The sequence below is a fragment of the Caulobacter zeae genome (assembly GCF_002858925.1).
In the GTDB taxonomy this organism is placed as follows: Bacteria; Pseudomonadota; Alphaproteobacteria; order Caulobacterales; family Caulobacteraceae; genus Caulobacter; species Caulobacter zeae.
Genome location: NZ_PJRS01000049.1, coordinates 220,890 through 244,955, shown reverse-complemented (window position 1 = coordinate 244,955; position 24,066 = coordinate 220,890). Strand labels below are relative to the sequence as shown.

The window sequence follows — 24,066 nt, the reverse complement described above, 5'->3', positions numbered from 1 at the left end:
CGATCCTGTAAGCCTATCCCTCATGAGCGAGACGGATATTGGCGAACAGCACCGCCTCATCGCCAAGGCGATGAACGAAGGAAGCCCCCAGGCCAAGGCCCTGGGCTTTTCCACCCTGGAGATCGGCGACGGCGTCGCCATCCTCAAGGCTCCCTACAGCACCGAACTGGTCGGCGACCCCGACACGGGGGTCATCGCCGGCGGGGTGGTCACCACCCTGCTCGACCACGCCTCGGGCCAGGCGGTGCACGCGGCCATGAGCCACTGGACCTCGATCGCCACGCTGGACCTGCGCATCGACTACATGCGGCCGGCCGAGCCGGGGAAGGACATCCTGGCCCGGGCCCACTGCTACAAGCTGACCCGCTCGGTCGCCTTCGTCCGCGCCGTGGCCTACGAGACCGACCCCGAAGACCCGATCGCCGCCGCCCAGGCTGCGTTCATGCTGGATTCCAGCGCCGGCAAGAGGGCGGGCGCCAACCTCAAGCCGCCAGGCTCCAGCAAGCCGGGCGAAAGCAAGAAGGAGGGCGGCCAATGAGCGAAGCCCAGGATCGCCTGGTCGCCGTGCTCGGCGCCATTCCCTATGCCCGCTTCATCGGCATGAAGGCCGAACTGGCCGGCGACGAGATGACAGCCATCCTGCCGTTCTCGCCCGAGATTGTCGGCAATCCGATGCTGCCGGCCATCCACGGCGGCGTGCTCGGGGCCTTCATGGAGATGACGGCCCTGGCCCAGCTATCGATCGCCGAGACCCTGAAGCGCCAGCCGCGCACCATCGACGTCTCGATCGAGTACCTGCGCTCTGGCCGGCCGCTGACAACCTATGCCCGCGCCCAGATCAAGAAGGTCGGCCGTCGCATCGCCAACGTCCATGTCGAGGCCTGGCAGGAGCAGCGCGCGGCCCCGATCGCGGCCCTGCGCGGCCACTTCCTGCTGACAGGAACCGAGGACTGATCCTCCCCCGGTTGCGGCGGCGGGGCGCAAGGCGCGCCCGCCGCCCGACCGGCATGCTGGGCAATAATTTTCGAAAACATCGACCACTGCGCCCACATTAATCCAATGTAATTCGCATTACAGGTCTGATAGTTTCTTAAAATGGCGTCATGACGCAAAGGTAACGGGTGTTCGTCCCTGGCCCCGCCTATACCTCTTTTCACCGGACGCGGACGTCGCGCCGGGCCAACAACTCAGGGACTAGACCAATGACCTTCTCGAACAACGCCTTCGCTTCGCTCGCCAGCCTGGTGCTCGCCGTGCTTCCCCTCGTCGTCGTCGCCGGCTTCATCTCGCCGAGCTTCTAAGTGAACGCCGCGTAGCTCCGCCGGCCCGATCCCGGCGGAGCATGGCGCCCGACGAAATCATTCCCCAAAGAATAGATCGGAAAGAATTGGAAACTTACTTGTTTCCATAGATATCAGAACGTTGCCTTTGCAGCGAACTTGCAGCGATACCGTCGATTTTCGACCCCATAATCGCTCAAATATCGTCATCAAACATTGAATTACGATCTCTAGAAATCCCGCTTCCGCAGGATTTTACTTCGCATATCGGCGGAGTTGTTGCGGACAAGGGGATATTCTTAGAGATGAACAGAACCAAGCTGGCCTGCCTGGCCACGACGGCGCTGTTCGGCGGCCTGCTCTCGGCCGCCGGCGCCTACGCCCAATCGACCGCCACCACCGAACTCGACACCGTCGTCGTCACTGCCGCCTCGGGCCCCAAGACGATGGACGGGACCATGGTCGCCGAGACCGCGCCGAAGGGTAAGTACACGGTCACCAACGAGTTCCTGAACCGTCAGGCCGACGGCCAGACCGTGCTTCAATCGCTGAACCTGGTGCCGGGCCTGGTGTTCACCAACAGCGACCCATACGGCTCGTCGGGCGGCAGCATCCGCCTGCACGGCCAGGACGGCGCCCACATCGGCTTCCTGGTCGACGGCGTGCCGCTGAACGACGGCGGCAACTACGCCATCTATTCCAACCAGCAGGTCGACGCCGAGCTGATCCAGCAGGCCAACGTCAACACCGGTTCGACCGACGCCGACTCCGTCACCGCCTCCTCGACCGCCGGCGTCATCAACTACACGACCCTGCGCGCCACCAAGGACTTCGGCGTGGTCACCAAGGCCGGCGTCGGCACCGACAACTTCCGCCGCGCCTTCGCCCTCTTGCAGACCGGCGAGTTCGGCCCGCTGGGCACGCGCGCCTGGATCACCGGCAGCTGGCAGAAATACGACAAGTTCAAGGGTCCGGGCACGCTCGAGAAGAAGCAGGTCAACGCCCGCATCGAGCAGGACCTGGCCAAGCCGGGCGACTTCCTGGCGCTGAACTTCAACTACAACGAGAACCGCAACAACAGCTACTACGCGCCCTACCTGACCAACGCCGACGCCTCGGTGGCCGGCGACGTGGCGACCTACGGCGAGGACTACGACTTCAGCACCACGCCGGGCGCCTCGAACTACTACGGCCTGCGCCTGAACCCGTCGAACACCGGCACGATCCGCGGCCAGTCGCGCTTCACCCTGCTGCCGAACCTGAAGCTGACGGTCGATCCGTCGTTCAACTACACCCTGGCCAACGGCGGCGGCTCGACCAGCCTGTCGGAGACCTCGATCCAGCTGAAGAACAGCGCCGGCAAGGGCGTCGACCTCAATGGCGACGGCGACACCAGCGACACCGTGCTGGTCTATTCCCCCAGCAACACCAACTCCCGCCGCTGGGGCCTGAACACCTCACTGATCTGGGACGTGGCCGACCACCACCGCGTGCGCTTCGCCTATGCCTGGGACGAGGCCCACACCCGCCAGACCGGCGAGTACAGCGTGCTGAACAGCAACGGCGACCCGACCGACGTGTTCAGCGGCAAGGACGGCTACGGCGTGGCCGTCCAGACCGCGGACGGCGACGTTGCCCAGAAGCGCAACCGCGCCTCGGTGGCCACCTTCAACCAATTCAGCGTCGAGTACCGCGGCGAATTCCTGGACGAGAAGCTGATCGCCAACATCGGCGTACGCCTGCCCACGCTGGATCGCGAGCTGAACCAGTACTGCTACTCGCGCGCCGGCTCGACCACCTACTACTGCTCGTCGATGACCCCGACGGCCACGGCCGCCAAGGCCGACGGCGCGGTGGCCTCGGTCGTCACCGTCAACGGCGCGACCTACTTCTCGCCGTTCTCGGCCAAGAAGAGCTATGACGACATCCTGCCGAACGTGGGCCTGTCGTACCGCATCGGGGACAACCACTCGGTCTATGGCAGCTATTCGGAGCAGATGTCGGCCCCGAAGGTCGACAACCTCTACACCCTGACCAGCACCGGCGCCCTGGGCAATGTCGAGCCGGAAACCGGCCAGACGGTGGAGGTCGGCTACCGCTTCCGCACGCCGACCGTGATGGCCTCGGCCAGCGTCTACCATACCAACATCCAGAACCGGATCGTCACCACGGTCGACCAGAACGACGGCACCTACATCGACCGCAACGTCGGCGACGTCGAGATCCAGGGCTTCGACGCCCAGGCCCAGTGGCGCCTGGACGACAGCCTGACGATCTACGGCTCGATGGCCTATACCGACGCCAAGCTGCAGGACGACCTGGCCGTCAGCTACAGCTCGACCACGGGCCTGGCCACCTATGCCGACACCGCCGGCAAGCAGGTGGTGGAAACCCCCAAGTGGACCTTCGCCGGCCGCCTGACCTACGACATCGGCAAGTTCCAGATCGGCGTGCAGGGCAAGTTCATCGGCGAGCGGTACATGACCGACGTCAACGACCAGAAGCTGCCGCACTACACGGTATGGGACGCCGATGTCCGCTACGACCTGGGCGGCGACGGCTGGAAGAAGTCGTATCTCCAGCTCAACGTCACCAACATCTTGGACAAGTTCTATTACGGCAACCTGTCGGGAACCCAGACCAGCGCCACCCCGGGCGACCCCGGCTATGCGCGCACCTACGCCTATGTGGGCGCGCCGCGCGCGGCGGTGCTCAGCCTGCGGACGGCCTTCTAGGGCCGGACTTCAGATCGCGTGAGGAAGGGGCGGCTCGGCGACGGGCCGCCCCTTTTTCGTGGCCGCCAGAGCCGCCGCCGTGCGGTGCAGTATGGCGTGACGATCAGCCAGGCGGTCGATGTCGGGATCGTAGCCGCCGCCGATCACGCCCACGACCGGGATCTCGCGTTGCAGGCAGGCGCCCAGCACCCGCGCCTCGCGGGCGGCAATGCCGGCGTTGGTCAGGGACAGGCGACCCAGCCTGTCGTCCGTATGCGGATCGACACCGGCGTTGAAGAACACGAGGTCGGGATCCACCCGCGCGATCAGCTCGGGGAGGATCGCGTCGAGGCGGGCCAGGTAGGCGCCGTCGTCGGTTCCGTCCGGCAGTTCGACGTCGAGGTCGCTGGCGGCCTTGCGGTGCGGGAAGTTCTTTTCCGCGTGCATCGAGAAGGTGAAGACGCTGGGATCGTCCTCGAAGATCCGCGCCGTGCCGTCGCCCTGGTGGACATCGAGGTCGACGACCAGCACCTGGGAGACGCGCCCCTCGGCCTGGAGCAGCCGGGCGGCCACGGCCACGTCGTTGAACACGCAGAAGCCCGCGCCGGAAGACGCCTCGGCATGGTGGCTGCCGCCGGCGGTGTTGCAGGCGATCCCATGCTCCAGCGCCAGCCGCGCGGCCAGGATCGTGCCGCCGGTCGCCGCGCGGGCGCGGATGGCGACGCTGTCGCTGTTGGGCATGCCGATGCGGCGCACGATGTCGGGCGGCAGGGAAAGCTCGACGACGCCGCGCACATAGTCATCCGTATGCGCCAGGCGCAGCACCTCCAGGGCTGCGAACTCCGGCCGGTGGAAGCCCGCCGGGCCCGGCAGCCCCTCTGCCTCCAGCAGGCTGGCCAGCTTCGAGAACTTGTCCATCGGGAAGCGGTGGCCGGGCGGCATTTCGGCCCGGAAGGCGGGGTGATGGACAATAGGCGGCATGGTCGAAAGGATGGGAGCCGCGACCATGCGGCGCAAGGCTGACGTTATGGGCAGCCTTGCCCTGGCCGTCCGTGAAGCTTATCGCAGCGCACCATGCAGACGCCCGAGAACCTCGCCGAGATCCTGACCCTCGAACCGATCGAGGTGAACCTGTTCCGGGGCGTCAGCCCCAATGACGGCTTTCCGCGTATCTTCGGCGGCCTGGTCATCGCCCAGGCCCTGACGGCGGCCTACCAGACCGTGGGCGACCGGGTCTGCCACTCGCTGCACGCCTACTTCATCCGCCCGGGCGACGTGAACGCCCCGGTGCTCTACGAGGTCGAGCGGGCCCGCGACGGCGGCACCTTCACCACCCGCCGGGTGGCCGCCATCCAGCACGGCGAGCAGATCTTCAACCTGGCCGCCTCGTTCCAGACGCCGGAAGTCGGCCTGGAGCACCAGTTCGAGGCGCCCGACGTTCCCGCGCCCGAGACCCTGCCGACCGAGGCCGAGTACCTGCGCAGCCTGGGCGACCAGATCCACCCCAAGATGCTGGCCTTCATGGAGCGCCCGCGCCCCGTCGACCTGCGCTGGATCGACCCGCAGAACCCCGTGGCCCCGGTCAAGAAGTCGGGCGAAAAGCAGGTGTGGATGCGCGCCGTCGCTCCGCTGGGCGAGGACATCCGCATGCAGCAGGCCGCCCTGGCCTATGCGTCGGACATGGCCTTCATGGAAAGCGCCCTGCGCCCGCACGGCCTGATCTGGACGACGCCGGGCCTGCAGGCCGCCAGCCTCGACCACGCAATGTGGTTCCACCACCCCTTCGACTTCAACGACTGGACCCTGTTCTCGCAGGACAGCCCTAGCGCCTCGCAGGGCCGCGGCCTGGTGCGCGGCCAGATGTTCAGCCGCGACGGCAAGCTGGTCGCCTCGGTGGCGCAAGAGTGCCTGATGCGGATCCGGAAGTAGGGCGCATCGCGCATCCCCCTCAGTCGCTTCGCGACAGCTCCCCCAGAGGGGGAGCATCTTGGAGCCGGCGCTTTCAGATCCTCCCCCTCTGGGGGAGGTGGCCCGGAGGGCCGGAGGGGGTCACCCCCGCCCTGTGACCGAGGCCAGCGCCTTGGCGATCTGGTGGACGTTGTAGGGCTTGCGCACGATCGGGGCGTCGAAGCCCATGGGCGCGGCCTTGTCGGCATAGCCGGTGGCGAAGACGAACGGCCGGCCTTCCTTGCGCAGCACCTCGGCGACCGGCGCCACGGACTGGCCGTTGAGGTCGGCGTCCAGCACGGCCGCGTCGAATCCCAGCTCCAGCATCGACAGGGCCTCGCCCAGTTCGGCCGCGCAGCCCACGACCTCGACGCCGCTGTCCTCCAGGCCCGCCTCCAGCTCCATGGCCAGCAGCAGCGAGTCCTCGACGATCAGCACCTTGAGGCCGGCTATGGCCCCGGCCCGGAAATTGTCGTCGCCGCCGCCGATGGTCTCGACGATGCGTTCGGGCTCGGCCGGCGCCGGTTCGGGCTCGGGGGCGTCGGCCAGGGCCGAGGCGGCGGCGTGGATCATCGCCGTGACGCCGCTGCGGCGGTAGTCGATCTTGGCCTCGCCGCCCAGCTCGCGCCCGACCACGTCCTCGACCAGGGTGGCGCCGAAGCCCCGCGTCACCGGCTCGCTGGTCAGCGGGCCGCCGGTCTCCAGCCATTCCAGGCTGAAGCCGCCGTCGGGCGAGCGGCGCCAGACGATCTCGACCCGGCCGGTCTCGGTCGACAGCGAACCGTACTTCACGGCGTTGACCGCCAGTTCGTGCAGGGCCAGCGACAGGGCGGCCGCCGCACGGGGCGTCAGGAACAGTTCGGGCCCGTCCCAGCGGGTCTGGTTGGGCGCCAGCCCGCCCAGCTCGGCGGCGGCGATGCGGCCCAGGGTCGCCCCGCGCCAACGCGCGGCGCTGATCAGATCATGGGCCGAGCTCATCGACTTCAGCCGCGCGGCGAAGGTCTTGAGGAAGGCGTCCAGCGACGAGCTCTTGCGCGCTGACTGGGCGGCGACCGACTGCACCACCGCCAGGATGTTCTTGATGCGGTGGTCGAGCTCGGCCACCAGGTTGTCGCGCCGCTCGTCGGCCTCGCGCTGGTCGGTGATGTCCTGCACCACGCCCATCAGCAGGTCGGGCCGGCCCTCGTCGTCCAGCACCATGACGCCGCTGCCCCGGCTCCACTGCTCGTGGCCGTCCACGCCCTGGGCGCGGCGATACTCGACTTCGTAGCGGCCGGTGTCGCGCAGCTGGGCGCGCAGGTCCTCGCGCGTGATTTCGCGGTCTTCGGGATGGATATAGGGCCAGACGGCCTTGCCCTCCTCGGCGGCGACCTCGCCGGCGGGAATGCCGCTGATGCGGGCCATCCGCTCGCTGATCCGCAGGCGGTCGGTCTTGACGTTCCACTCGAACTCGCCGAGCCGGGCCGCGCTGAGGGCCAGGGCCAGGCGCTCGGCGTCCAGCAGGCGCTCGGCCGCCGCCCGCGCCTGGTCGGCGCCGCGGATCAGCTCCTCGGTGGCCAGGTCCGCCAGCTCGCCCAGGGCTTCCAGCTGACCGGGCGTGACCCCGTCGCGGGGACGGTCGTCCTCGACGGCCAGCACGCCGACCACCAGGCCGCGCGGATCGCGCAGCGGCGCGCAGGCGAAGAAGGCCGCGCCGGACACGTCGGCATGCAGCGCCGAGCGGCTGCAACGCAGCACGACGTCGGCCAGCGCCGCATCGCGGGGAATCGAATCGGCGGCGTGCCCGATGCGGCCGGCCAGGCGAATGCGCTCGGGCTCGATCAGCATCAGGGCGGCGCGGGGCGCGTCGAACAGGCGCGCGGCCAGCCGCGTCAGGCGGGAAAGGCGCGGGTCGTCGGCGTCCTTCCACGCTCCGGCCAGAGCCGTCGCCGCCCGCAGCCTGCGAGCCTCCTGGTCCGATGCTCGTTCTGCATCCGCGTCCGCCATGATTCGAACATAGACCGGCTTCTCGCGTGGCGCGAGCGGGGATCGGACGCTCTTGCGCGATCTCCTGTGGTGAAGCTTTTCCGGTCGCGCTAAGGTGGGAACTGGCCGTACGGGCTCCGCGTTGACGGGGCGCAGCTTCAGCTGCACTTCCCGTAAAGCCTGCCGCGAACCGGAGACGAGACATGCCCGCGAACGCCTTGAACACCGTTCAGAAGGAAGCCGACAAGGCGACGGCCGCCGCTGGCGCGGCCGCCGAGCACGCCGAACGTTCCTTCGCCGAGGCCGCCAACGCCGCCAAGGCCAGCTTCGCCGACGCCGCCAAGCGCCTCGAGAAGAACCTGGTCGACAGCTTCGACACCCTGCGCGCCCAGAGCCGCACCTACACCGACACCGCCGGTCAGCAGCTGGAAGACGCCCAGAAGTACGTCTCCGAGCGCGTCCGCGAGCGTCCGATCACCGCCACCCTGGCCGGCCTCGGCGTCGGCGTCCTCCTGGGCCTCCTGCTCGCCGGCAGCCGCAGCCACAACAAGTGATCTTCGAAAAGACCCTGATGACGCTGGCAGCGGCCGCGGCGATCGCCGCGGCCGCTGCCGTGAGCGTGTTCGCCGCCGCCTTCGCGCTGTACGCCGTGCTGGCGCCGTTCCTGACGCCCGCCGGCGCGGCCGCCGTGGTCGCCGCCGTCACCGCCTTCATCGTCGCCGTGGCCGGCATGGTCGCCGCCAATCGCGCCGAGGCCGGCCGCACGCGCCATGCGCCGCCGCCGGAGGTCAACGGCTTCGCCGAGCGCATCGTCGACATCGTCAAGGATCGCCCGATCCTGTCGATCGGCGCGGCCCTGGCCGCCGGCGTCTTCGCGCTCAAGAATCCGACTTTCACCGCGGCTGTCGCCCAGGCCTTCATGGCCTCGCGTCCGCCGCCCAAGCGCTGAAGTTTTTTCAGCGTCGAACCTAGCTTTCAACCGCCCCCGGCCCATCTTCCGGGGGCGTTTCGCCATGGAGTGACCATGTTCAAGCTGCCCGACCTGCCCTACGCCTACGAGGCGCTCCAGCCGACCATCTCGGCCAACACCCTCCATTTCCACCACGACAAGCACCACGCCGCGTACGTCAACGCGCTGAACGGCCTGCTGCCAGAAGACGACGCCCGCTCGCTGGAAGCGGTCATCGCCGACGCCGGCCCGGGCAAGGTGTTCAACAACGCCGCCCAGGCCTGGAACCACGCCTTCTTCTGGGAATGCATGGCTCCCGCCAGCGCCGGTCCGGGCGAAGCTCTGGCCAAGGCCATCGACGCGACCTTCGGCGGCCTGGCCGGCCTGAAGGAAAAGTTCGTCGCCGAGGGCGTCGGCCACTTCGGTTCGGGCTGGGCCTGGCTGGTCGCCGAAGGCGACAAGCTGTCGCTCATCTCGACCCACGACGCCGACGGCGCCATGACCAAGCCGGGCGTGACCCCGCTGCTGGTCTGCGACGTGTGGGAGCACGCCTACTACCTCGACCACCAGAACAACCGTAAGGGCTTCCTGGAAGCTTGGTTCGACGCCCTGCCCAACTGGGCCTTCGCCGACGCCCAGTACGCCGCGGCTCAAGGCCAGGGCGAAGCCTGGACCTACCCGGTCTAAGCAACCGACCGAGGGCCGACCTCGAGAAGGGCGGGATCGCAAGGTCCCGCCCTTCTTGCGTTCAAGGGTCTTCCGTCTTGCAGTTGGGCCGGCGGTTCACCGCCCAGGTGCGCCAGACGACGAAGCCGGTGCGCTCGAAGGCCATGGCGGTGATGCGCATCTCCGCCTCGTCGGCCTCGATGATGTTGAAGCTGGGCGGCACGCCGCGTTCGCGCACCGACAGCGTGCCCGAGCCCACCGCCTGGGTGCAGCCGCCGGCATAGGGATAGGCGTGCACGAACGGCGCATGGATGTGGCCGGTCAGCACAAGATCGGCGCCGGCGTTGGCGAAGGCCAGGGCGGCGGCCTGCCCGCCCCGCACCTTGGCGGTCATCGGCCCGCCCATCATCTCGATCAGGGGATGGTGGCAGACCACCACCTTCAGCCGTCCCGGCGGTTCGGCGGCCAGCCGTCTGGCCACCGCCCTGGTCTGGAAGCGCGACACCGCCCCCTTCGACCAGTTCCAGCGGATCTGCGCCCCGCGCGCCGAGTTCAGCGTGAACACCGCCGCCCGCTCGTCGCGGAAGGCCAGGCCGTCTGGCTCGCCGAACCGGGCCTCGTAGCGCCGCCAGGGCATGAACAATCGCTCGAAGACCTCCACCGGCCCCTTGAACGGACTGTCGTGATTGCCAGGGGCCAGCAGTTGCGGCCTGGGCAGGCGCTCGAACCAGGCGCGGGCGGCGTCGAACTCGACCTGGGCCCCGTCCTTGGTCAGGTCGCCCGCCCCGATAACGAGATCCGGGCGCGCGGCGTGGATGCACTCCACAGCCGCCTCCACCGCCTGCGGATGCTCGCCGCCGAAATGGATGTCGGAAACCTGGACCATCTTGAAGACAGATCCGGACTTGAAGACGGGACCGGTCACGGCGCGTCGTCCCTCAGGGCCAGGGCGCGGAAGGCCTTGGGGCGGAAGCGGATCGAGACGTGGTCGTCCAGCCGCACCGGCTCGCCGTCGAGGATGGCCGGGATCCGCCCGCCGGCCCAGGCCTTGCCCACCCGGCAGCGGCCGACGCTGACCGATGGGTCGTCGCGCCAGGCGCCGGTGACGGTCTTGACCCCCAGGCGGAAGATGTCGAGGGCGTTGGTGGGGTCGAGGGCGGCGGCCTCCAGGGCCCGTTCGTCGGCGGCCAGCGCCGTCGAGACCAGCGGGCACATCAGGGTCAGGGCCTCGGCCTTCTCCTTGGGCCGGCCGTCCAGCACATAGCGCAGGCGGCTGGAGAAGGCCCGGCGTAGGGCGCGCTGGGCCCGCATCAAGGCCAGGTCGGCCCGCCCCTGGCGGGCGGCCTCGCGCGCCTCGGCCCACAGGGCGGGACTGCCCAGAATGGCGGCGACGAAGAACAGGCGCCCCGCCACCTCGCCGCCGGAGATCATCCGCTCCTCGCCATGGGTCAGGCAGGCCTTCAGCGCCTCGGGCCAGGCCCGCTCGCCATAGAGGGCGCGGGGCAGCATGTTCATGGTGCCGCCAGGCAGAGGGGCCACCAGCGGACCGTCGGGGCCGGCCATCTCGGCGGCGGCCCGGGCCGTGCCGTCGCCGGCCAGGACGAACAGCGCGTCGGGCTTTCGCGACAGGGCCTCGGAGAGACAGGACTCCAGCTCGCCCCCGGCCGGCGCATGCACGGTCGCCTCGACGCCATGCTCGGCCAGGATCGCCTCGGCCCTCTCGGGACCGTCCCGTCCAACCGAGCCCGAAGCGGTGTTGGCGACCAGTTCGACGCGCATGCAAACTCCCGTCGGCGCGGCCGAAAGCGGCCCCCATGCGGAGCAAACGGCGGCGCTTGGCCGGGGTTCCCCGATGCGGGGGCCGGAACTTCCGCCGCTCATGCTCCGTTTGAGTGACCGGGACACGCTCGAACGGAGAGCCAAGATGAAGACCACAGTGATCGCCGTGGCGGCCGCCGGCTTGCTGGCCACCGCCTGTACGGCCACCGGCAACACCGAACGCAACGCCGCCGGCGGCGCGGCTCTCGGCGCCCTCGCCGGCGCCGTGATCGGCAACAATGTCGGCGCGGGCGACGCAGGGACCGGGGCCGCCATCGGCGCAGCCATCGGCGGCACCGCCGGCGCCATCAAGGGCTGCCGCGAGGACGGCGGCTGCGGCGCCACCAACGTGAATCGTCGCCAGTACTATGACGAGCGCGCTGGACGGTATTACTACTACGACTCGCGCAGCGGTCGTTATTTCTGGGAAGACGGCAGCCCCCGCTAAGGCGGCTTCGTCCAAACAGGATTTCGAAGGCGGTCGGCGCGCGTCGGCCGCCTTTGGCATGTCCGAAGCGGCGTAGTTGGGTGCAACAAGAGGGCGACGGATGAGCAAGGCGGGCGTTTGGATCGCTATGGCGGCGATCGGTGTTGCGGCGGCTGGTTGCGCGAGCAGCCCCTGGCCCAAGTCCCGGGCGCAGATCGAGGCCGTTCCGGCCGCCTGCGAGGACTTTTCGGTGTCGATCTATTTCGAGCGCGACTCCGCGGCGGTGACCCGCGAGGCCCGACAGGTGCTGCGCGGCGCCGCCGACCTGGCCAAGGGCTGCACGGCCAAGAACGTCCACGTCGTGGGCCTAGCCGACGCAGTGGGGGCGCCCGACGCCAACCTGGCCTTGTCGGAAAAGCGCGCCGCGGCCGTGACCGGGGCCCTGGCCCGGGTCGGCTTCCGGCAGGTGTCGTTCGAGGTGACCGCGGCGGGCGACGCCGGGGCGACCACCCGCGACGGCGAGGCGCGCCCCCTGCGCCGTCGCGCCGACGTGCGCATCGACCTGGAAGGTCCTACCAAGCCCTAACCCTGAGCCACGCATACGGAAAAAGGCGGGCCGGTGATCCGATCCGCCTTGAGGCTCGACAGAGAAGGGGGTTGCGGAGACGGCAGGCTGGCTGTCGCCAGCCTCAAGTCGGGGGGGCGTCGCCGCCTCCGCAGACATAGAACGACCTCCCCCGATCGGCGTTCCCGACTTTTCGAAAAATTTTTCGCCTGACCGGCGAACCGCGTGGCCAGGCATGCGCAGCGGCCTCGGAACGGCGCCGTGCGCGAAACGTTGTTCTCATGATCCCGCGACATCGCGGGGCGAATGGGGAGCGACGTGATGATCCGCGCCTATCAAGCCGCGCATGGCGGACTGGTCTTCGAAACCCAGCGTCGCCGCAGGCAAGCCCGGAGTTCACGCCTGCTCGCCGTGGTGGCGGTGCTGGGCATGGCGTTGGCGGTCGGGACCGTCCAGCATTTCGCCGCCGCCCAGCTCGACGCCGGCCGCACGGCCCCGGCCGGGTGGAACGACGCGAAATAGGAGGCGCCCATGGCGACCGACATCAACACCGAACATTCGCCGACCCTGAAGGCCACGCCTGCCCGCCAGGGCCGCTGGGGCCGCCACATCTTCTGGGTGCTGGTGATCTCGATCGTGCTGGCCGCCATCGCCCTCTTCGGCAGCTGGGGCATGCGCTCCGGCGAGCTGGCCTCGGTCGAGGGCAACCGGGGCGCCAACACGCCGGCCGAGGCCCAGCAGGGCACGACCGAGCTGGCCTCGCCCAAGCAGGCTCCGCAGGAACAGACCGCGCCGGCCCACTAGCCGCGCGGAACTGAGGGAAGGGCTCGCCAGAAGCCCGATGGAACCGCACCAAAGAGAAGGCCCCGGCGATCGCTCGCCGGGGCCTTCGTCGTTCGGGGGTCCTGTCCAGGCCGTCAGGCGGCCTGGCGGGTCCGGCGCGGGTGGAAGAACAGCGCCTGGCCAATCGCCGCCTTCACCGTTTCCGGCTGGAAGGGCTTGGTGATCAGGAAGGTCGGTTCCGGACGCTCGCCGGTCAGCAGGCGCTCGGGGAAGGCGGTGATGAAGATCACCGGCACGTCCAGACGCGCCAGGATGTCCTTGACCGCATCGATGCCCGACGAGCCGTCGGCCAGCTGGATGTCGGCCAGGACGAGGCCCGGGGTCTTGCGGGCGACGGCGTCGACCGCCTCGCCGCGGGTGGCGGCGATATCGATCACGTCGTGGCCCAGTTCACGCACCAGCGCCTCGATGTCGGCGGCGATGACCGGCTCGTCCTCGATGATCAGCACCTCGGTCGCCAGTTCGGCGTCGATCTCGGCCTGGGCGTCGGCGATCAGCCGCTCGACCTCGCCGAAGTCGCAGTCGAGGATCTGGGCCGCCTCGGTGGGCGTGAAGCCCTCAAGCGCGGTCAGCAGGAACGCCTGGCGAGAGCGCGGGGCGATGCGCAGCAGGCGCTGCGAGGCGTCGTCCGAAATATCGTCCCGGCGGGCTTCGAGCTGGGCGCCCGAGGTCAGCCAGATGGCGTGGAAGACGCGATAGAGCGCCACGCGCGGCGACAGCGCCGCGTCGAGCGAACGCTCGCCGGCGGCCAGCGCCTCCAGCGCTACCCGCACATAGTGGTCGCCGGTCGTCTGGTCCCCGGTCAGGGCGCGGGCGTAGCGGCGAACGTAAGGCAGGTGCGGCGCCAGTCGGGCAAGAAGACTCATGACCCCTCCCGTAGAGTGTCTTCGAAACAAAAAAGGCCTTCTGTCACGGCAAAGCTATGCCGTTCAGTCGAGTGCATAACGTGCCCTGTGCGAGGGCGGTTCCGCACCGATCCGAATTTTGGCAGTCTATGCTCAAGCTTATGGAACCCGATGCGGAATGTGGCGTTGACCTCCAGCATTTACACATTCGGCCGCAGGGGGCGGACGCTGCGCACAACCGGCGTCGAGGACATGATCGAACACGTACCCATGGAAGATCAACGCAAGGGAGCCGCCTCGCTCGACGAGGCGCGGCTTCGGCAGCAGGCCATCGGCGTCAAGCTTCGGCAGATGTTCGACGAGGTGGTCAACGAGCCTGTCCCGGATGAATTCCTCGACATCCTGCGCAAGGCTGACAAGCCTTCGGGAGAGCGTTGAGCATGAGCGAAGCGCAAGTCGGCCGATCGCCCATCGATCCGGCCCGTGACGGGATCTTCAAGAAAGAACTCGTCACCCTCATCCCGCACCTGCGGGCCTTCGCGCGCACCCTGACCGGTGACCCGACGGCCGCGGACGATCTGGCGCAGGACGCCATGATGAAGGCCTGGGACGCACGCGCCAGCTTCCAGCTGGGCACGAACATGAAGGCCTGGACCTTCATGATCCTGCGCAACCAGTTCTACTCGGAGAAGCGTCGCTCCTGGCGCCAGAGCCAGCTCGACCAGGAAGCCGCCGAGCGGACCCTGGTGGCCGTGGACGATCCGGAAGCCCCCGTGGCCCTGGACGAGCTGCGCATGAGCCTGGCCATGCTGCCGCCCGAGCAGCGCGAAGCGCTGATCCTGGTCGGGGCCGGCGGCTTCGCCTACGAGGAAGCGGCCGACATCTGCGGCTGCGCGGTCGGCACGGTGAAGAGCCGCGTCAGCCGGGCGCGCCGCGCCCTGCAGGCCATTCTCGAGTCAGGCGGCTATGACCGCGACGGCGGCGCCGCCGGCGACGCGATGCACGCCATCCTGGCCGATGCGGAGCGCCTGAGCACCCAGCGGTGAAGCGCGTGTACGGCCGCGCGGCGGAAGTCGTCGGCACGATCCGGATCCGGCTTGGCCTGACGCTGGTGGTCTTCCTGCTGCCGGTGCTGATCATCGGCGTGGTGCAGTCCTACCTGGCGTTCCGTTCCGACGGCGACTCCCGGCGGCAGAGCCTCGAGCTCGCCGCCGGCCACAGCGCCGCCACGGCCCGGGCTCGCATCGAGGCGGCCGGCGTGCTGCTCCAGACCCTGGGCCCCGGCTCGGTCGGCCTGGAGTGCGCCCGGCGGCTTGACGCAGTGAAGTCGCGCCTGCCCGGCTACGCCAACCTGATCCGCTTCGATGCCTATGGCCGCGTGGCCTGCGCCGCCGGCACCACGCCGCGCGACCCCGAGCGCGCGCAACGCCCCTGGTTCCTCGACCTGGCGGCGGGCGCCCACCTGGCGGTCGCGCCGGCGCCGGGCGCCGTCTATGCGGGCGAGCCTTCGGTGCTGACGGCCGTCCGCGCCGAGGACGGCGCCGGCGTGTTCGACGGGGCCATGGCCGCCGTCCTGACCCTGTCGAGCCTCAAGCCCCAGACCGCCAATCGCTTCCTGCCCGACGGCGCCGAGATCGGCCTGGCCGACGCGCGCGGCGCGATCTTCTCGGCCACAGATCCCAACGCCTTCGGCCCTTCGAACACGCACCTGCGCGAAGAGAGCCAGGCGGGCCAGAAAACGATCCTGTGGTCGGGCAAGGACACGCAGGGACGCCACCGCCTGTTCTCGGCCGCCCCGCTCGTCGAGGACGACGTCTTCGTGGTGCTGTCGGCGCCCGCTCCCGGCCTGATCTCGTGGGCGACCCTCAGCCCGATCTCGCGACTGCTGCTGCCGTTGCTGGCCTTCGCCCTGGCCCTCGCAGGCGTCTTCTGGACCACCGAGCGCGAGGTGATCCGCTGGATCGTCTATCTGCGCCGGGTGGCGGCGATCTACGCCAAGGGCCGCTTCACCGTCCGCCCGGTCCAGGCCTCTGAGCGCGCCCCGCCGGAAATCCGCGAACTGGCCAAGACCCTCGACGACATGGCCGCCGGCATCGTCCAGCGCGACGCCTCGCTGCGCGACAGCCTGGCCGAGAAGGACTCGCTGATGCGCGAGATCCATCATCGGGTGAAGAACAACCTGCAGATCATCACCTCGCTGCTGAACATGCAGCAGCGCGCCCTGACCGATCCGGCGGCGCGCACGGCGATGAACGACACCCGCCAGCGGATCACCGCCCTGGCCCAGATCTATCGCGCCCTCTACCAGGGCCCCGACCTCAAGCGCGTCGACCTGCGTCCGTTCCTCGAGGAGCTGACCGCCCTGCTGCTGGCCGGCGACATCAACGGCCAGGGCACCGTGCGCACCGAGGTCCACGCCGACCCCCTGGTCATCGATCCGGACCGCCTGGCGCCGCTGGCGCTGTTCGCCGTCGAGGCCATCACCAACGCCCAGAAGCACGCCCTCTCGGAGCGGGGCGGCGTGCTGACCGTCGACTTCTTCGTGCGCGGGGAAGAGGCAGAGCTGGCCATCGGCGACGATGGTCCCGGCGCCCCGGCCGGCCCCGGCGAGGGCGTGGGCCGCACCCTGATGACCGCCTTCGCCCGCCAGCTGCGCGGCCAGGTGAAGTTCGACGCCAGCCCGATGGGCGGCCTCCTCGTGCGGCTGGTGTTTCCGACGCCCCAGGCCCTGCCGCCGCCCCAGCATCAGGCCGGAACCTAGACCGGCGGGCCACGTTTGCTCTGGGCAATCTCAAGCGCCCGTCAGGGCCAGCACCGGAGAACTCTCATGCGCAAGTTCGTCATCCTGGCCGCCCTCGCCGCCAGCCTCAGCGTCGCCGCCTGCAACACCGTCGAAGGCGCCGGCAAGGACGTCTCCTCGGCCGGCCAGGCCGTCAGCGACACCGCTCGCGACGCTAAGAACTAAACCGGATCTTCCGGTCCCAGACCGAAGGACCCGCCTCCATCGGGGGCGGGTCTTTTGCTGTCCAGGATCGCCCTGTTGCGCTCATGGCGCCGAACCGGCGCCGGCGCGTCTCGGATGCGCATCAAGCGTTGCGGCGCTGACAAGAACGCCCTGCTTTTCCTGTCGGCGGCGAGATAAGCCGGACAACCGGGCCGCCGATCCTGGCGGCCATGACGATCCCGGTCGCCCATCCCGATCCCGCCCAGCCCCCGGTCTTCGTGCACAGCGGCTGGCGCTGCTCGAGCACCTATGTCTGGAGCCGCTTTCGCGCCCTGCCGGGCGTGCGGGCCTATTACGAGCCCTGGCACGAGCAGCTGGCGACGCTGACGCCAGAGCGCATCGCCCGCGAGACACCGCGCGCCAGCGGCCTGCGCCATCCCGGGGACGACGTTCCCTATCTCGCCGAATTCGCCGGCCTGCTGGCGCCCGGCGGCGGCGTCGCCGGCTACCAGGCGCGCTTCGCCCTCGACGACTATTTCCTGCCCGCCGGCCAGCAGGACGCCGCCCAGACCGCCTATGTCGCCGGACTGGTCGGCGACGCCCAAAGCGACGGACAGAGGCCTGTTCTGGCCTGCTGCCGGACCCTGGGCCGCATCGACTGGCTGCGCCGACGGTTCGGCGGTTTCCACGTGGTGCTGATCCGCGACCCGTTGCAGCAGTGGCTGTCGTTCCACTCGCTGCGCAAGCGGCCTCGCCCGACCTATTTCGAACTCTGCCAGTACGTCCTGCTGTCGGAAGCGGCCGAGGCCGGACCGTTGGCGCGGCGGCTGGGCTTGCCCACGCCCAGGGGCGGCGCGCTCGTCCAGCGCATCTCCGCCGTCCGCCGGCGGCTGAAGCGGGCGCCGGCGCGGACCTCGTTCACCGCGTTCCTAGCGGTATACCTGCTGTCCTACCTGAAGGCCCTGCCGCAGGCCGACCTGGTCATCGACGTCGACCGCCTGGGCCAGGACGCCGATTACGCCGCCCAGATCACCGAAGCGCTGCGGGCCGGCTGCGGCCTGGCGCCCGACTTCTCCGACTGCCGCACGCCGGCCGCCCACGCCGCGGTTCCGGCCGCGCCCTACCGGCGGATCTCGCGACAGGTGATCGACGCCCTCGACGCGCGCGCGGCCCTGGCCGCGCCGGGTCCGGCCGCCCTGCTGTTCGCCAAGCTGTCGAAGGCCATGGCGGACGCGCCCGAGCCGCCCGCGTCGATGCGGCGACGCCTGGCCGGCTGGATCTCGGAAACGATGGAAACCCTGGTCCCGCGCCGTCGGCGCCGGGCGAGGATCTAAGCGGCCGCGGCGCGGAAGGCCGGATCCCGGGCGAACAGGCCTGGGCGTCCCGGCAGCGGGTGCAGGGCGTCGGTGACGCCCGCCAGGCTCTCGGTCTCGCCCAGCACCAGCAGGCCGTCCTCGGTCAGGCGGGCGGCCATGCTCTCGATCACCCGCGCGCGCACCGACGGGTCGAGGCCCGGCAGCACGTTGCGCAGCACAATCAGGTCGAAGACCCCCATGGCCGACAGGTCGGAAACCAGGTTGATCCGCCGCCAGCGCACCGCCTGGCGGATGCGCGGCGAGATCGCCCATGTCTCGTCCTGGTTCTCGAAATGCTTGATCAGCAGCCGGATCGGCAGGCCGCGCTGCACCTCGAACTGGGTGTAGAGGCCGCTCTGGGCCTTCTCCAGGCAGCGTTCGGACAGGTCGGAGGCGAAGAACTCGAAGCGCACGCCCGGCTCCAGGCCCCGCGCCTCGTCGGCGGCGATGGCCAGGGAATAGATCTCCTGGCCGGTCGAGCAGGCCGCGCTCCACACCCGCACCGAACCGTCCTTGCGGCGGCGCGACAGCTCCGGCATCGCCACGTCGCGCAGGAAGGCGAAGGTGGCGCGATCGCGGAAGAAGGCGGTCTCGTTGACCGTCAGAGCCTCGACCACCGCCCAGATCAGCCGCTCCTCGCGCTTGGCGCGCAGGGCCGCCATAAGGGCGTCGATCGACGCATAGCCTTCGCGCCGGGCCAGCGGCGACAGGCGGCTCTCGACGACATAGTGCTTGTCGGTCTCGACCTTGATGCCGGCGCGGGCGCGGCCCAGGGCCGCCAGCAGATCCATGTCCTCGGGGGTCATAGCAGGCCCGCCTCGGCGAACTTGGCGGCGATGATCTCGCCGTCGAAAGGCTTCATGATGTACTCGTCGGCCCCGCTGTCGAGCGCCAGGCGAATGTTGTCGACCCTGTTCTCGACCGTGCAGAACACCACCACCGGCGCGTCGCCGCCCGGCTCCTGGCGCAGGCGCTGCAGGAATTCCAGGCCGTTCATCACCGGCATGTTCCAGTCGAGCAGGACAGCGTCGGGCATGGCCGCGCGACACCAGGCCAGCGCCTCCATGCCGTCGGCGGCCTCGGCGATCTCGAAGCCGATGTCCTCCAACGCACGGCGGGCCACCTTGCGGATCACCCGGCTGTCGTCGACGACGAGGCAGGTCTTCACGGCGCGCTCCAAATCGGCGAGCGCGTCAGGCGAAAGTGTGTGCGGTTTCGCCGACTGACGCGCTCCAAATCCTAGATCGGCAGGATTGGCCGATCCGGGTTAAGGAGCGGTGACGGCGCGCAAAAACGTACGGTTCAGTCGAGCGCCGGCGTCCAGGCGGCGATGCTGACGCGCTCCTCGGCGATCTCGACGCCGATCTGGCCGCCGGCGGCGCGCACCACCGAGAACAGATAGGCCGCCTGCACCCACGGACCGCCCAGGCCCTCGCCCAGCGGTTCGCCCTTGAGGCCGGCCAGAACCTCGGGGCGCAGGCGGGCGCGGGGACCGACCGCGTCGGCGGTGATCGCCGTGCGGCCGTCGGCGACGACGGCGCGCAGCGTCGCCGCGCCGCCGGCCGGCAGGGCGCTGGCGGCGATCTGGGCGATGTTCAGCAAGGCGCGCGAGGCGGCCTTGTTCAGCGGCTGCGGCGCGATGTCCCAGGTCAGGTTCGGGCGCACATGGGCGAAGACGCCCTGCTGGGCCAGCCGCTCCAGCTCGCGCGAGTCGAAGGCTTCGGCCGAGGCCGAGGCGCCGAAGGCCACGCGGGTGAATTGCAGGAGGTCGGCCAGCTTGCGGGCCGAGCTGCTGATCAGGCTCATGGCGTCGTCGCGCATGTCCTGGGCGCTGGGGTCCTCCAGCAGGTCCAGGCCCGAAACGATGGCGCTGGCCGGGCTGATGAAGTCGTGACACAGCCGCGCGGCCACCAGGGCGGCGAAATCCGGGCCGTTGACGTCCAGCGTGACGGCGGGCGCGGGCGAGGCGGGGGCGGCGGTGTCGGTCATGGCGCGATCTTTGGCGTGATTTGGGGCTTTGGCAAACGTCGCCGCGAAATCGGGTTCAACCAGGCCGCGCACAGATCGACGCCGGACGGCGCCGAAAACCGCTCACACTTTGGCGCGCCAGGCACTATCAGGGAGCCGTGATGGATCCGTTTCTCGAACCCGGCGTGCTGGTGCGCCATCCGGGCCAGCCCGACTGGGGCCTTGGCCAGGTGCAGTCCGTGACCGGCCATCGCGTCACCGTGAATTTCGAAGAGGCCGGCAAGCAGACGATCGACGCCCGCGTCGTGAGACTGGTCTTCGTCGGCGACGACCCCCGAGGACAAGCATGAGCTCCGCCCCCCTTCCGGCCGACATCGGACGCGACCTGGCCCGTATCGTCGAGGCCGCCGCCGAGGTGATCCTGCCGTTCTGGCGGACCGAGCTCGACGTCGTGCGCAAGGCAGACGAGAGCCCGGTGACCGAGGCCGACAAGGCCGGCGAGAAGGTGATCCTGGCCCTGCTGGCCGAGCACTACCCCGACATCCCCGCCATCTCCGAGGAACACGCCTGCGAGTACGGCACGCCCGACCAGATCGGCCCGCGCTTCTTCCTGGTCGACCCAGTGGACGGCACCAAGGCCTTCGTGCGCGGCGATCCGAACTACACCGTCAACATCGGCCTGATCGACAACGGCGCGCCGGTCGCCGGCGCCGTCTGCGCCCCCGCCACCGGCGAGGTGTGGTTCACGGCCGACGGCGGCGTCATCAAGCGCGAGGGGCCGGGCGGCGCCGAGACGCCGGTGCGCGCGCGCGCCTGGCCCGAGGGCCAGGCCCTGGCCCTGGTCAGCCACACCATGAAGGAAGACAAGGCCACCGCCCTGGCCGACCAGTACGGCTTCAGCTTGCGCGCGCCGATGGACTCGTCGATCAAGCTGGCCCGCATCGCCGAGGGCGCGGCCGACATCTATCCGCGCCACGGGCCGACCATGGAATGGGACACCGCCGCCGGTCACGCCCTGATCGTCGCCGCCGGCGGCCGCTTTACCACTCCGGAAGGCGAGCCCTTCACCTATGGCAAGGCCGACCAGGGCTTCCGAAACGGCTGGTTCGTCGCCCGCGGCGCCTGATACGCGAACGATACGTTGCATAATGGTCACGGTTGTCGCGTGCAGCGGCGACCGTGCTCCTCCTGCGACTGATTATTATTGCACCCCGGCAATTGCGAAAATAAGAACGCCTCGCAATTTCAGGACAGCGGCCGCGGATCCTCCCCCGCGACCCGAGCTGGGGTCTCTCGACAAGATGCATAAGCCTTCCTCGCCCGCCGCCGGCGTTCGCAGCCAAGCCCGCCGCGCCCTGGGCGCCGCCGCCGTCGCCGGCGTCGCTGGTCTCGCTCTGGCGCCCGCCGCCTTCGCCGCCGACGCCGACGCGCCGGTCGCCACCGCGCCGGGCTCGGCCGACGTGCAGGAAGTCTCCGGCGTCGCCGTCGACGCCCGCAAGGCCACCGACATGCAGTCGGGCAAGTACACCGCCCCGCTGGTCGACACCCCGCGCTCGATCACGGTGATCTCGAGCCAGATCATCGAGCAGACCGCGGCCACCTCGCTGACCGACATCCTGCGCACCTCGCCGGGCATCACCTTCGGCGCCGGTGAAGGCGGCCAGCCGCTGGCCGACCGTCCGTTCATCCGCGGCCAGGCCTCGGGCAACAACATCTTCGTCGACGGCATCCGCGACACCGGCGGCCAGACCCGCGAAGTGTTCAACCTCGAGCAGGTCGAAGTCATCAAGGGTCCGGACTCGGTCTACAGCGGCCGCGGCTCGGGCGGCGGCAGCATCAACCTGTCGACCAAGTCGCCCAAGGCCCGCAATTTCGCCAGCGGCTCGGCCGCCGTCGGCACCGACAACTATCTGCGCGCCACCGCCGACGCCAACTACACCTTCGCCGACAACGCCGCCTTCCGCCTGAACCTGATGGCCACCAAGGGCGACACCCCCGGCCGCGACGCGGTCGGCTTCGAGCGCTGGGGCATCGCCCCGTCGCTGGCCTTCGGTATCGACACCGACACCCAGCTGACCCTCAGCTACTACCACCTGGATACCGACCAGGATCCGGACTACGGCATCCCGCTGACGACCAAGCGCACCTGGGGCGTGGCCGGCACCGACACCCGCACCAAGCCGATCAGCGGCATCCTCGATGTCTCGCGCGACGCCTATTACGGCCTCGACCGTGACTTCATGAAGACCAAGGCCGACATCGGCACCCTGGCGATCCGCCACAAGATCAGCGACAGCCTGTCGGTCCGTCAGGCCATCCGCTACTCCAAGACGGTCAACGACTACGTCGTCACCAACCCGGGCGACGGCGGCGCCGCCCAGTTCGTGGCCGGCGAATGGTGGATGAAGCGGGGCACCAAGTCGCGCCTGAACCCGACCACCACGATCGCCGCCGTCACCGACATCAGCGGCCAGTTCAACCTCGGCTCGCTGAAGAACAGCTTCAACGCCGGCGTCGAGCTGTCGCGTGAGAAGAACGAGAACTCCAGCTACCTGATCTACACCACCAACGGCTCGGCCTGCCCGACCGGCTTCACCAACAACGTAACCACCGCCGGCGTGGGCGACTGCACCCGTCTGTACGCCCCGAACCCGAACGACTCCTGGCAGGGCGTGATCAACAAGGGTCCGGTCTCGAACTCGGTCACCAAGTCGGCGGCGATCTACGCCTTCGACACCGTGACCATCACCGAGAAGCTGCTGCTGAATGTCGGCGCCCGCTATGACAGCTACGAGACCCGCGGCCTGAACCAGACCGTGGCCGCCAGCAGTAACGGCGTGGCCACCTCGATCACCCTGCTGCAACTGCCCAAGGCCAGCTGGGACTTCTTCAACTACCAGGTCGGCCTGAACTACAAGCCGACCCAGTCGAGCAGCATCTACGCCTCGTACGCCACCTCCTCGACGCCGCCGACCATCCAGGGCGGCGACCAGAACACGGCGGCCACCGCGGCCCAGGAAGTGCTGGATCCGGAAGACACCACCAGCATCGAGCTCGGCGCGAAGTGGAACCTGTTCGGCGACCAGCTGGCGCTGTCGGGCGCGGTCTTCAAGACCGAGCGCAAGAACGCCCTGATCCTCGTCGCCCAGAACAAGTCCGAGCAGGTCGGCGAGACCCAGGTGAAGGGCCTCGAACTGGGCATCTCCGGCAAGATCACGCCCAAGTGGCAGGTCTTCGGCGGCTACACCTACATGGACAGCGAACTGGTTCGCGGCGCCGTGACCGTCGTCAACGCCAACACCGGCGAGACGGCGATCAACGTCAACACCGGCGACCCGCTGGCCAACACGCCCAAGAACACCTTCAGCCTGTTCACGACCTACCGCGTGCTGCGTCCGCTGACGATCGGCGGCGGCGCCTACTACGTGTCGAAGACCTTCGGCGGCAACCAGGGCGGCGCCGGCGGCGGTACGAACCGCATCTACATCCCGTCCTACACCCGCTACGACGCCTTCGCCTCGTATCAGGTCAACGACAAGGTCGACCTACAGCTGAACGTCCAGAACCTGACGGACGAACGCTACATCCTGCGCACCAACGGCGTACACCACGCCGACCCGGCGCCGGCCCGCCAGACCATGCTGACCCTGAACGTCCGCTACTGATCCCATTCGCCTCGGCGAACGATCGACTGAAGACCCCGCCCGGAGCGATCCGGGCGGGTTTTTTGCTTTCGGGCGACGGCCGACGCGATTTTCCCCCCGCGTGACGCGACCCCCG

Annotated in this window: 28 protein-coding genes; 20 read left to right on the top strand and 8 right to left on the bottom strand. The window is 69.4% G+C overall.

Annotation, left to right across the window (positions count from 1 at the left end):
* Window positions 1-22: 22 nt before the first annotated feature.
* From SGCZBJ_RS24540 to SGCZBJ_RS24530, 4 genes are all read left to right on the top strand, one after another.
* The gene (locus SGCZBJ_RS24540; protein WP_101720521.1) at window positions 23-538 is read left to right on the top strand and encodes a PaaI family thioesterase; all 516 of its coding nucleotides are present in this window, start codon (window positions 23-25) and stop codon (window positions 536-538) included.
* The gene (locus SGCZBJ_RS24535) at window positions 535-954 is read left to right on the top strand and encodes a PaaI family thioesterase (RefSeq protein WP_101720520.1); all 420 of its coding nucleotides are present in this window, start codon (window positions 535-537) and stop codon (window positions 952-954) included. Before SGCZBJ_RS24540 ends, SGCZBJ_RS24535 begins: the two co-directional genes overlap by 4 nt.
* Window positions 955-1,202: 248 nt before the next feature.
* The gene (locus tag SGCZBJ_RS26305; protein ID WP_240621635.1) at window positions 1,203-1,301 is read left to right on the top strand and encodes a hypothetical protein; all 99 of its coding nucleotides are present in this window, start codon (window positions 1,203-1,205) and stop codon (window positions 1,299-1,301) included.
* A 284-nt stretch (window positions 1,302-1,585) separates the two neighbouring features.
* Window positions 1,586-4,015, top strand: a complete 2,430-nt coding sequence (locus SGCZBJ_RS24530) for a TonB-dependent receptor (RefSeq protein WP_101720519.1) — start codon at window positions 1,586-1,588, stop codon at window positions 4,013-4,015.
* Window positions 4,016-4,024: 9 nt separating this feature from the next.
* Here the strand turns inward: SGCZBJ_RS24530 and SGCZBJ_RS24525 are convergent, their stop codons facing one another.
* Window positions 4,025-5,002 carry a histone deacetylase family protein gene (locus tag SGCZBJ_RS24525; RefSeq protein WP_101720518.1) on the bottom strand — a complete coding sequence of 326 codons (978 nt, stop codon included), beginning with the start codon at window positions 5,000-5,002 and terminating at the stop codon, window positions 4,025-4,027.
* Window positions 5,003-5,068: 66 nt separating this feature from the next.
* Between SGCZBJ_RS24525 and SGCZBJ_RS24520 the strand changes: the two genes are divergently transcribed.
* Window positions 5,069-5,923 carry an acyl-CoA thioesterase gene (locus SGCZBJ_RS24520; protein WP_101711155.1) on the top strand — a complete coding sequence of 285 codons (855 nt, stop codon included), beginning with the start codon at window positions 5,069-5,071 and terminating at the stop codon, window positions 5,921-5,923.
* Window positions 5,924-6,043: 120 nt separating this feature from the next.
* Here the strand turns inward: SGCZBJ_RS24520 and SGCZBJ_RS24515 are convergent, their stop codons facing one another.
* Window positions 6,044-7,927, bottom strand: a complete 1,884-nt coding sequence (locus SGCZBJ_RS24515; protein WP_101720517.1) for an HWE histidine kinase domain-containing protein — start codon at window positions 7,925-7,927, stop codon at window positions 6,044-6,046.
* A gap of 182 nt (window positions 7,928-8,109) precedes the next feature.
* Between SGCZBJ_RS24515 and SGCZBJ_RS24510 the strand changes: the two genes are divergently transcribed.
* The 3 genes from SGCZBJ_RS24510 (at window position 8,110) to SGCZBJ_RS24500 (ending at window position 9,542) form a co-directional block, all read left to right on the top strand.
* Entirely contained in the window at window positions 8,110-8,460 is a 351-nt protein-coding gene (locus SGCZBJ_RS24510) for a hypothetical protein (RefSeq protein ID WP_101720516.1), read from the top strand.
* A gap of 17 nt (window positions 8,461-8,477) precedes the next feature.
* On the top strand, window positions 8,478-8,855 hold the full coding sequence (locus SGCZBJ_RS24505; protein ID WP_240621634.1) for a hypothetical protein: 378 nt from the start codon (window positions 8,478-8,480) through the stop codon (window positions 8,853-8,855).
* A 75-nt stretch (window positions 8,856-8,930) separates the two neighbouring features.
* Window positions 8,931-9,542: a superoxide dismutase gene (locus SGCZBJ_RS24500; protein WP_101720514.1), complete on the top strand. Its 612-nt coding sequence runs from the start codon at window positions 8,931-8,933 to the stop codon at window positions 9,540-9,542.
* A gap of 61 nt (window positions 9,543-9,603) precedes the next feature.
* On the opposite strand, the gene SGCZBJ_RS24495 is transcribed toward SGCZBJ_RS24500, so the two are convergent.
* Window positions 9,604-10,446, bottom strand: coding sequence for a metallophosphoesterase family protein (locus tag SGCZBJ_RS24495; RefSeq protein WP_338065473.1), 843 nt, complete (start codon window positions 10,444-10,446; stop codon window positions 9,604-9,606).
* Window positions 10,443-11,300 carry a diacylglycerol/lipid kinase family protein gene (locus tag SGCZBJ_RS24490; protein ID WP_101720513.1) on the bottom strand — a complete coding sequence of 286 codons (858 nt, stop codon included), beginning with the start codon at window positions 11,298-11,300 and terminating at the stop codon, window positions 10,443-10,445. Before SGCZBJ_RS24490 ends, SGCZBJ_RS24495 begins: the two co-directional genes overlap by 4 nt.
* A 145-nt stretch (window positions 11,301-11,445) precedes the next feature.
* Between SGCZBJ_RS24490 and SGCZBJ_RS24485 the strand changes: the two genes are divergently transcribed.
* From SGCZBJ_RS24485 to SGCZBJ_RS24470, 4 genes are all read left to right on the top strand, one after another.
* Window positions 11,446-11,787, top strand: coding sequence for a YMGG-like glycine zipper-containing protein (locus SGCZBJ_RS24485; RefSeq protein WP_058348995.1), 342 nt, complete (start codon window positions 11,446-11,448; stop codon window positions 11,785-11,787).
* A gap of 100 nt (window positions 11,788-11,887) precedes the next feature.
* Window positions 11,888-12,352, top strand: a complete 465-nt coding sequence (locus SGCZBJ_RS24480; RefSeq protein WP_101720512.1) for an OmpA family protein — start codon at window positions 11,888-11,890, stop codon at window positions 12,350-12,352.
* A 300-nt stretch (window positions 12,353-12,652) separates the two neighbouring features.
* Window positions 12,653-12,853, top strand: coding sequence for a hypothetical protein (locus tag SGCZBJ_RS24475; protein WP_116489163.1), 201 nt, complete (start codon window positions 12,653-12,655; stop codon window positions 12,851-12,853).
* A gap of 9 nt (window positions 12,854-12,862) precedes the next feature.
* A complete protein-coding gene (locus SGCZBJ_RS24470) occupies window positions 12,863-13,135 on the top strand; it encodes a hypothetical protein (RefSeq protein WP_101720510.1) in 273 nt (90 codons plus the stop codon).
* Between the two features lie 113 nt (window positions 13,136-13,248).
* Here SGCZBJ_RS24470 and phyR read toward each other — a convergent pair whose 3' ends face one another.
* A complete protein-coding gene (phyR, locus tag SGCZBJ_RS24465) occupies window positions 13,249-14,040 on the bottom strand; it encodes an anti-anti sigma factor/receiver protein PhyR (RefSeq protein WP_101720509.1) in 792 nt (263 codons plus the stop codon).
* Window positions 14,041-14,271: 231 nt separating this feature from the next.
* Between phyR and nepR the strand changes: the two genes are divergently transcribed.
* From nepR to SGCZBJ_RS24440, 5 genes are all read left to right on the top strand, one after another.
* A complete protein-coding gene (gene nepR / locus SGCZBJ_RS24460) occupies window positions 14,272-14,457 on the top strand; it encodes an anti-sigma T factor NepR (RefSeq protein ID WP_101720661.1) in 186 nt (61 codons plus the stop codon).
* Between the two features lie 2 nt (window positions 14,458-14,459).
* On the top strand, window positions 14,460-15,065 hold the full coding sequence (locus SGCZBJ_RS24455; protein ID WP_101720508.1) for a sigma-70 family RNA polymerase sigma factor: 606 nt from the start codon (window positions 14,460-14,462) through the stop codon (window positions 15,063-15,065).
* Entirely contained in the window at window positions 15,062-16,780 is a 1,719-nt protein-coding gene (phyK, locus tag SGCZBJ_RS24450; RefSeq protein ID WP_101720507.1) for a sensor histidine kinase PhyK, read from the top strand. The genes SGCZBJ_RS24455 and phyK overlap by 4 nt, the downstream gene beginning before the upstream one ends.
* Window positions 16,781-16,846: 66 nt before the next feature.
* Window positions 16,847-16,984, top strand: coding sequence for an entericidin A/B family lipoprotein (locus tag SGCZBJ_RS24445; protein ID WP_101720506.1), 138 nt, complete (start codon window positions 16,847-16,849; stop codon window positions 16,982-16,984).
* A gap of 209 nt (window positions 16,985-17,193) precedes the next feature.
* Window positions 17,194-18,297, top strand: coding sequence for a hypothetical protein (locus tag SGCZBJ_RS24440; protein WP_101720505.1), 1,104 nt, complete (start codon window positions 17,194-17,196; stop codon window positions 18,295-18,297).
* Here SGCZBJ_RS24440 and SGCZBJ_RS24435 read toward each other — a convergent pair.
* The 3 genes from SGCZBJ_RS24435 to chpT form a co-directional block, all read right to left on the bottom strand.
* Window positions 18,294-19,124, bottom strand: coding sequence for a CheR family methyltransferase (locus tag SGCZBJ_RS24435; RefSeq protein WP_101720504.1), 831 nt, complete (start codon window positions 19,122-19,124; stop codon window positions 18,294-18,296). The genes SGCZBJ_RS24440 and SGCZBJ_RS24435 overlap by 4 nt on opposite strands.
* Complete coding sequence (locus tag SGCZBJ_RS24430; protein ID WP_165799429.1) at window positions 19,121-19,498, bottom strand: response regulator; 378 nt, start codon at window positions 19,496-19,498, stop codon at window positions 19,121-19,123. Before SGCZBJ_RS24430 ends, SGCZBJ_RS24435 begins: the two co-directional genes overlap by 4 nt.
* Window positions 19,499-19,620: 122 nt before the next feature.
* A complete protein-coding gene (gene chpT, locus SGCZBJ_RS24425; RefSeq protein WP_101720503.1) occupies window positions 19,621-20,307 on the bottom strand; it encodes a histidine phosphotransferase ChpT in 687 nt (228 codons plus the stop codon).
* A 137-nt stretch (window positions 20,308-20,444) separates the two neighbouring features.
* On the opposite strand from chpT, the gene SGCZBJ_RS24420 reads away from it, so the two are divergent.
* The 3 genes from SGCZBJ_RS24420 (at window position 20,445) to SGCZBJ_RS24410 (ending at window position 23,951) form a co-directional block, all read left to right on the top strand.
* Window positions 20,445-20,636, top strand: coding sequence for a DUF3553 domain-containing protein (locus SGCZBJ_RS24420; RefSeq protein WP_101711171.1), 192 nt, complete (start codon window positions 20,445-20,447; stop codon window positions 20,634-20,636).
* The gene (gene cysQ, locus SGCZBJ_RS24415) at window positions 20,633-21,412 is read left to right on the top strand and encodes a 3'(2'),5'-bisphosphate nucleotidase CysQ (protein ID WP_101720502.1); all 780 of its coding nucleotides are present in this window, start codon (window positions 20,633-20,635) and stop codon (window positions 21,410-21,412) included. The genes SGCZBJ_RS24420 and cysQ overlap by 4 nt, the downstream gene beginning before the upstream one ends.
* A 175-nt stretch (window positions 21,413-21,587) precedes the next feature.
* Window positions 21,588-23,951 carry a TonB-dependent receptor gene (locus tag SGCZBJ_RS24410; RefSeq protein WP_101720501.1) on the top strand — a complete coding sequence of 788 codons (2,364 nt, stop codon included), beginning with the start codon at window positions 21,588-21,590 and terminating at the stop codon, window positions 23,949-23,951.
* The last annotated feature ends 115 nt before the right edge of the window (window positions 23,952-24,066 follow it).